9 protein-coding genes are annotated in these 7,350 nt (G+C 62.4%); 4 read left to right on the top strand and 5 right to left on the bottom strand.

Annotated elements, in window-relative coordinates:
* Nucleotides 1-820, bottom strand: an 820-nt coding sequence (locus tag FLM9_RS05205) for a proton-conducting transporter transmembrane domain-containing protein (RefSeq protein ID WP_306806797.1), incomplete at its 3' end; no start/stop codon positions are given.
* A gap of 124 nt (nt 821-944) precedes the next feature.
* Here FLM9_RS05205 and FLM9_RS05200 point away from each other — a divergent pair.
* Nucleotides 945-1,946, top strand: a complete 1,002-nt coding sequence (locus FLM9_RS05200) for a LysR family transcriptional regulator (RefSeq protein ID WP_074457574.1) — start codon at nt 945-947, stop codon at nt 1,944-1,946.
* On the opposite strand, the gene FLM9_RS05195 is transcribed toward FLM9_RS05200, so the two are convergent.
* Genes FLM9_RS05195 through FLM9_RS05180 form a run of 4 tightly spaced genes read right to left on the bottom strand, consistent with a single transcriptional unit; the run spans nt 1,921 to nt 4,562 of the window.
* The gene (locus tag FLM9_RS05195) at nt 1,921-2,529 is read right to left on the bottom strand and encodes a DUF3172 domain-containing protein (RefSeq protein WP_074457573.1); all 609 of its coding nucleotides are present in this window, start codon (nt 2,527-2,529) and stop codon (nt 1,921-1,923) included. The two genes, FLM9_RS05200 and FLM9_RS05195, sit on opposite strands and share 26 nt — an antisense overlap.
* A 7-nt stretch (nt 2,530-2,536) precedes the next feature.
* Nucleotides 2,537-2,902, bottom strand: coding sequence for an NAD(P)H-quinone oxidoreductase subunit M (locus FLM9_RS05190; protein ID WP_074457572.1), 366 nt, complete (start codon nt 2,900-2,902; stop codon nt 2,537-2,539).
* A complete protein-coding gene (locus FLM9_RS05185; RefSeq protein ID WP_074457571.1) occupies nt 2,899-3,576 on the bottom strand; it encodes a RibD family protein in 678 nt (225 codons plus the stop codon). Before FLM9_RS05185 ends, FLM9_RS05190 begins: the two co-directional genes overlap by 4 nt.
* 29 nt (nt 3,577-3,605) lie before the next feature.
* Nucleotides 3,606-4,562 carry a 6-carboxytetrahydropterin synthase gene (locus FLM9_RS05180; RefSeq protein ID WP_081340209.1) on the bottom strand — a complete coding sequence of 319 codons (957 nt, stop codon included), beginning with the start codon at nt 4,560-4,562 and terminating at the stop codon, nt 3,606-3,608.
* Between the two features lie 50 nt (nt 4,563-4,612).
* Between FLM9_RS05180 and FLM9_RS05175 the strand changes: the two genes are divergently transcribed.
* The 3 genes from FLM9_RS05175 to FLM9_RS05170 form a co-directional block, all read left to right on the top strand.
* Nucleotides 4,613-5,230 carry a shikimate kinase gene (locus FLM9_RS05175; protein WP_074457575.1) on the top strand — a complete coding sequence of 206 codons (618 nt, stop codon included), beginning with the start codon at nt 4,613-4,615 and terminating at the stop codon, nt 5,228-5,230.
* Between the two features lie 51 nt (nt 5,231-5,281).
* Nucleotides 5,282-5,452: a hypothetical protein gene (locus FLM9_RS08180; RefSeq protein WP_180365307.1), complete on the top strand. Its 171-nt coding sequence runs from the start codon at nt 5,282-5,284 to the stop codon at nt 5,450-5,452.
* Nucleotides 5,427-7,350, top strand: a 1,924-nt coding sequence (locus FLM9_RS05170) for a metallophosphoesterase family protein (RefSeq protein ID WP_180365306.1), incomplete at its 3' end; no start/stop codon positions are given. The genes FLM9_RS08180 and FLM9_RS05170, both read left to right, overlap by 26 nt.

Raw genomic sequence — 7,350 nt, 5'->3', positions numbered from 1 at the left:
CCCCCGCCGCCACCATGGTGGCGGCATGGATCAGGGCGGAGATGGGGGTGGGACCCTCCATGGCGTCCGGTAACCAGACGTGGAGAGGAAACTGGGCGGACTTGGCCATGGGTCCCATGAACACCAGCAGGCAGAGCAGCACCGCCGCGGAGCGGGCCAGCTCGCCCTGGGTAACGGCAGCCTCCACCCCTGTCGCCACGCCTTGGAAGTCAAGCTGCCCCGAAGCCCAGAACAGACCCAGGATGCCCAGCAGCAGACCAAAATCCCCCACCCGGTTGACGACGAAGGCCTTCTGTGCGGCATGGGCGGCTCCGGTGCGCTCGTACCAGAAGCCCACCAGGAGATAGGAGCACATGCCCACCAGTTCCCAGAACACGTAGATCTCCAACAGGTTGGGGCTCACCACCAGCCCCAGCATGGAACTGCTGAACAGGGCCAGGTAGGTGAAAAAGCGCACGTAACCCTGGTCGTGGGCCATGTAGCCGTGGGAGTAGACCATCACCAACAGAGCGATGCCACACACCACCACCAGCATCACGGCCGTGAGGGGATCAACGCAGTAGCCCATCTGCAGGTGGAACGTGCCGGCATTGGCCCAGTCGAAGAGCTGCTCGTGGGGGAGCGCCCCATTGATTTGCTCCCACAGGGTGGCCAGGCTCAGCACCGTGGAGGCCCCCACCGTACTGATGAGCAACAGGGCTGCCGGCCGCCGCAATCGGCTCACCGTACGGCTGAAGCCGATGAGCCCCAGGCCCACAACGGCGGCCCCCACAAGGGGCAGAACTGGTATCAACCAAGCAAGATCTGCAGCCGTCGCCATCGTTCCCGGATTCATGAGTTGGTGGTTTGTGGATCCCCGGCTCACATTAGGTAGGGATTGCGGTTGCGGATGGGTGATTTCGCCTACAGTTGCCACCACGTCTCGGACAAAGCAGGAGCCAGGCTTGGACAACTTGCGATTCAGCCTGGATCAGTTGCGCATCCTCCGGGCCATTGCCCGGGAGGGCAGCTTCAAGCGGGCCGCCGACAGCCTCTACGTGAGCCAGCCCGCTGTGAGCCTCCAGGTGCAGAACCTGGAGAAGCAGCTCAACGTCTGCCTGTTCGACCGCTGTGGCCGTAGCGCCCAACTCACCGAGCCGGGACGGGTGCTGCTCAGCTACTGCGACCGCATTCTGAGCCAGTGCCATGAGGCCTGCCGGGCCCTGGAAGACCTCAACAGTCTGCGGGGCGGGCACCTGAGGGTGGGAGCCAGCCAGACCACAGGCACCTATCTGATGCCGCGGATGCTGGGGCTGTTCCGCCATAAGCACCCGGACGTGGTGGTTCAGCTTCACGTCCACAGCACCCGCCGCACAAGCTGGAGCGTGCTTAACGGTCAGATTGACCTGGCCATCATCGGCGGAGAAATCCCCGTGGAGATCTCCGAGCAACTCCTGTGCCAGCCCTACGCCAACGACGAGCTGCAGTTGGTGCTGCCGCTGGAGCATCCCATGGCCCGTCAGTCGGAATTGCAGAAGGAGGATCTCTACCGCTTGGGGTTTATCGCCCTGGATGCCCAATCCACGACCCGCAAGGTGGTGGATCAATTGCTCAGTGACGGTGGCCTGGAGGTCCAACGGCTCAGGATTGATATGGAACTCAACTCCATCGAGGCCATCAAGAATGCCGTCCAATCGGGTCTGGGGGTTGCCTTCCTGCCGGTGTTGACGGTGGAGCGGGAACTGGCGATGGGGAGTTTGGTGCGGGGGCGGGTTGCGGATCTGCTGGTTTGTCGCCAACTCAAGCTGATTGAGCACCCTTCCCGCTACTGCTCACGGGCGGCGGAAGCGTTCAAGCGGGAGGTGTTACCCCTGTTCGCCAGTGCCGATAGCCCCGTCGCCCGCCCGAGCGAGGCCCTTAAGGTCCGCCCGAGCGAGCCGCTTAAAAACGTCCGGTTTCGCCGTTGAGGACACCACTGCCGTCCTCCCCAATGCGGCCTAGGAAAAGATTGTCGGTGCGGTCCGTCTGATAGACACAACGCACCACGGGCTGGTCCCGGATGGAGCCGATATAGGCAAAGGTGTTCATCCGCTGCTTGCACCGGCGCATGTCTTCACTGCTCACCACCCCTTCCTTCTGCAACACGGACCAGTTTTCCCGCCGGATCACGCAGCCTGGCTGCAGCTTGGGTTGGGTGACGAAGCTGGTGACCGGATTCATGGTCTGGTACAGCTCCACGTCCATCACATAGGCGCTGGCACCCCACTGCTTGCAGAATTCCGGGTCCGGCACCGCCAGGTCCAAATCCTGACTGCTGGAAATGTTGCCGGTGCGGCTGCCCGCGGATTGGGTGGTGGTAATGAAACTGCCAATGCCAATACCCACCACCAACACCCCAGCCAGCAGCCAAAGGTTGCCGAAGCGGCGGGAGGATCCATCTTGTCCCGGTTTGCCGGGTCCTAAAGCGCGGGGAGGAGGATCGCGACGATCAGGAGCAGGGCGGCGCGGGGACCGTTCCGAGGAGCGATAGGTGGGGCGACGGGGGGCCATGGGAGGTTCAACGGGGCTGGGGTGTGTCCTGCTGGGGCAGTCCCATGCTGTAGTTCATGACACGGCCGTCGGGGTTGTAGGCAATGACCCCACTGTGCAACAACTGGCGGATCAGGTTTTCCAAGGTGGTGCCGATGCGCCGCAGGTTGTAGTCGTTGAGGGGCCGCCCCCCATAGGCCTCCACCTGCTCCCGAAAGCACTGCTGCACCTGTTGCAGCGCACCATCGTTCCAGAGAAATTCGTTGTCCGGATCCACGTCCAGGGTGAGTTTGTCGTTGACGGGCACCAGCACCCCGTTATCAACGCATGCTGCAAATATCCGCACATGACGGGTTGTGCATTTGACCATGGACGGGAGCTGGTCTGAACTCATGACGGAGGAGGATCAGGGGAAAGACCATATTTTGACTGGCGACGCCAGCGGCAGAGCCATTCCCCACTTCCCAGAGGACGGCTTTCCACGGGGCGCCACAGGGTTGGGGGGATGACCACCCCCTCTTGCAGCCAAAGACGGCCGCCCCCCAGAAGCTGGGGACAGAGGGTGAGATGGAGTTCATAGAGGAGGTCATGGGCCACCAGGGTGGTAGCCAGTTGGGCGCCACCCAGCACCACCAGCCGCCGCCAGCCCTTTTGGGCCATGGTTTGGGGCAACACCTGCCAGTGGGGCAGGGGAATGACGCCCCGGAACCAGGGCGGCGCCTGGTCCACTCGGGTTTCCCCTGGCGCCAACCACCAGCACTCTAGCGGTTGACGAAAGACAGGCAAGGCGCCGTCCAATCGGCCTTGCCGTGAGACCACCAGCAGGGGGGGTTGACCGGATCGTTGCTGGCGACGGCGCTGCTGGAGCAAGTCTTCCCCATGAATCAGACAGGTGGTGCCATGGACCCGCAGGGTGCCGGCCCCCACCAGGCAGGCATCGGCCCAGGCCAGGCACTCCTCCAGCACCCGACGATCCGCCGCACCCCCCAGCTTGGCCGGCCCCCCCTGGGGCGGCGCCAAACGTCCATCCGGGCTTACCGCCAGTACTAGGCGAAGCTGGGGATCCATGGATGTTCCCCATGGTGAGCAGGGTCAACTCAACAACTGGCCAGGGCTTGGAGGGTCTGGGCAGCGAGATGGTGTGCTACTGGGGACTCGGCGTAGACCTCCGCGGCGTTGTTGGGGCTTTCCTGAAGCCGCACCTTATGCAACTGTGCCCCACAGCGGCTGACGGGCTGCCGGAGCAGGTCACAGATGTACAGAGCAATATTTTCCGCCGTGGGAACCGTGGTGGCGAAGTGGGGAACGTCCTTGTTGAGGAAGGTGTGGTCAAAGGGCTCGGTCACCACATCCTGCACCACCTGCTGCAGTACCGCCAGGTCGCAGAGCATGCCGGTGCGCTCGTCCATTTGCCCCTGCACGGTCACCTCCAGGTGGTAGTTGTGCCCATGGCCGTGGGGGCGGGCGCATTTGCCGTAGGTGGCCACGTTCTCTTCGTAGCTCAACTCGGGTCGCGCCAGGCGGTGGGCTGCCGCGAAGTGGGTGGAGACGGTGAGGAAAGCATCCATGGTTTGACCGAAATAATCCGCCCAGAGGCGAGGGTGTTCATACAGGCGAATGCCCACCACGGGGAGATGGGGCTTGAGGCGCTGCCAGATGCAGTGACACAGCCACTCGGTGCAGGGCAATTTGCTGGCTAACTCCGGCCATGTGCTATTCAGAAAGCTGAAGTCCAGGGAATCCGTCACTTGGCGACGGATGTGGTGTTTCACCTCCGACAGGTTCAGCACCATGCCGTTGGCGTCCAGGGGGCCGGCCATGGTGACCACCAATTCGTAGTTATGGCCATGGCCAGGGGCACGGCTACAGCAACCAAAACGGGCTTCGTTGTCCGCAGCGCTCAACTCGGGCAGCCAGTAGCGGTGACTGGCGCAGAACGTGGCCCGCCGCGTGATCAGGCAAAATCGACCCTCGCCATGGGGAGCCGTTGGGTTGGTGCCGTTGCTGGTGCCGTTCCTGGCGATGGCTGCTGCGGCAACGCTGGCCGCGACCATGGCCGTCATCGCCATTCGTGAAGCTGGATTGATCTTAATCAATGCAACCCATGCACTGCGTCCCCCAACACCGTCCCCTCCGCCAGCGACTTGCCGGGGCCAACCTCTACCTGGTGGGGATGATGGGATCCGGCAAGTCCAGCGTGGGGCGGATCCTGGCCCGGAAGCTGGCTTATCGTTGGCTGGATGCCGACCAGGTGCTGGAGACCAGCACAGGGCGCACCATCCCCACCCTATTTGCCGAGGAGGGGGAGGAGGGATTTCGGGTGGTGGAAACCACGGTGCTGCGGCAGATGGGTCAGTGGCACTCCTGTGTGGTCTCCACCGGTGGTGGTGCTGTCATCCGCCCAGCCAACTGGGGGATTATGCGGCAGGGGATGGTCATCTGGCTGGCTGCCACCGTGGAACTGCTGCTGGAGCGGCTACGGCAGGATCCCACCCCCCGCCCGTTGCTGCAGTGCCCTGACCCGGTTCAGCGTCTCCAACAACTCCTGGCGGCGCGGGAGGCCCTCTACGCTCAAGCCGACGTGCGCATCATGCAGACCGGGACCATGACCTCCGAGGCGGTGGCGGCAGCGGTGTTGGAGGCTCTAACCACGGCTCTGCAACCACCGCCCCATGGGGATGCCCAAGGACCATCCACAGACCTGTACAATACCTTTCTGTAGAAGCAGCATGACAGACCTGTACAATACCTTTCTGTAGAAGCAGCATGTCCGATGGTTTTCCGATTCGTGCATACGGCGGACTGGCAACTGGGCAAGGGATTTGCCAACATTCCGGGTGATGCCGGCGGGGCACTGCGGGACCGGCGCATGGAGACGGTCAAGGCTGTTGGCAGGTTGGCGACGGAGCGGGGCGTGGGTGGATGCGGTACTGGTGGCCGGTGATGCCTTCGACGCCAATGCCGTTGCCCGTCGCACCCTAATGCGCATGTTGGATGGGTTGAAGGAGTTTTCAGGGGACTGGGTGTTCATTCCGGGCAACCACGATCCGGCGTTGGCTCATTCGGTCTGGACCCGTCTCCAGGAACGGAAGCCGCCCGCCAACGTACATCTGGCCCTTCAACCGGAACAACCGTTGCCACTGGCTGGTGGCCGCGCCGTCGTGTTGCCGGCAGTGCTGCAGTGCAAGCACGAGATTGGCGACCTCACGGCATGGTTCGACCATGGGGAAACACCGGAGGGCGCCATTCGCATTGGACTGGCCCACGGATCGGTACCCGGATATTCTCACAAATCTCGCAACCCTTCTGAGCCAATCGACAACCCTGTCAGCGCCAAACGGGCTGATGATGCCCGTCTGGACTACCTGGCGCTTGGACACCTGCACGGGACCCTGAAAATCAACGACCGCACCTGGTATGCCGGCACACCGGAAACCGACAGATTTTCCTCGTCCGACCCCGGCAACGTGCTGGTTGTGACTCCCAAGACGAGACAAATTGCCGCCGCTGTGCTCGAGTTGCAGGACCTGCTCCGCTTCTCCCGGCCGGGGAGCGGCGCGGCTAAAGAAAAGCACAGGGGTCTGGCCGCGCTGCTTTGGGTGGAGCAGGGCTGCACCTTCGAGCCCCTCAACATGAACCAGGACAGTCAGGCGGTTCTCAGAGAAGCCATCGAAGGAGAAGTGGGGCAGGTGCTGGGTGGGGAACGGGACCGCCAACTGCTCAAGCAGGTGGAAGAGCACTGGAAGCGGTATTTCACCCCAACGGGCCTCGAGAAGCGGGACGGATTAATAAGTGGTCGTCAGCGGGTGGAGGAACTTAAGGAAGCGTTGGGGAACCTGCGCGACGAACTCCAGACCTATGGCGACAAGGTGAATCGGCTCGGGGAGCTGAAGGAAAAACTTGCCCGCGACAGGCGGGACGATGTTCTTGCCAAGGCAAAGGAGGAGTTCGACGACAGCAACGCTGCGATTGGTCAGCTGGAAGCAGTCGAGGGCCGTCTCAAAACGGCAAAGGCACAGATGGATCAGGCCAAAAGCGCCAAGGAACTGGCGGAGGTAACCAGAGAGAGACGAAAGGATTTGGCTAACGAGGTGGAAGCATTTGATCAGCAAGCTAGGAAAGCTGAGGGCACCCTCAAGGACTTGGAGCCCGACTATGGCGACGCCGAGCACAGGCTTACTAAAGCGGAGGAACAGCTAATCGCCTGCAAGGAATTGCAAGGTCGGGCCAATGAGGCCTGGGATGGGGCGCGCCAGGCACTCGAACGGGCAAGGCTCGCGGACGAGTTGCAAAAACTCGACCGGCAGTTCCAGCAGGCCAAATCGTTGAGCAAAAAGATCGAGCGCAAGCAGCAGGAGGTCACCAGCAATCCGGTGGATGAAGACTATTTCCACCAGCTTCAGAATCTGCACGAGGAACAAATTCGTTTGGAGTCTGCACTGGAGGCAGCAGCAGCCACGCTTGTGTTTTCTCTGGAGGGCGGGCAAAGCGTTTTACGGGATGGGTCATTGATTGATGCAGGCCAACCGGTCCATGTCACCCGGACCAGCACATTCCATCTCCATGGTTTCGGCACCCTGGACGTGACGCCTGGCAAGCCGGACTTGGCTGAGGCGCGCGACAAGAAGTTGGCCGCGGTGAAGAGCAAGTTGGGCGAAATGCTTTGCCGCCTGGAAGTTGTGGATCTGGCCAGTGCAGAGGCGGCCTTCCTTGCCAAAAGACGCCTGGAGGACCAGGTGAAAAACCTGCAGGGTCAACTCACGGAGGTGGCACCCCAAGGCCTCGCCGTCCTTGAGACACAGCGGGCACACCTGGGGGAGCTGGCGGGATCGGATAGGGGCA

It is taken from the genome of Candidatus Synechococcus spongiarum (assembly GCF_900047545.1).
GTDB lineage: Bacteria > Cyanobacteriota > Cyanobacteriia > PCC-6307 > Cyanobiaceae > Synechococcus_B > Synechococcus_B spongiarum_C.
This window is presented reverse-complemented; position numbering and strand designations above follow the sequence as displayed.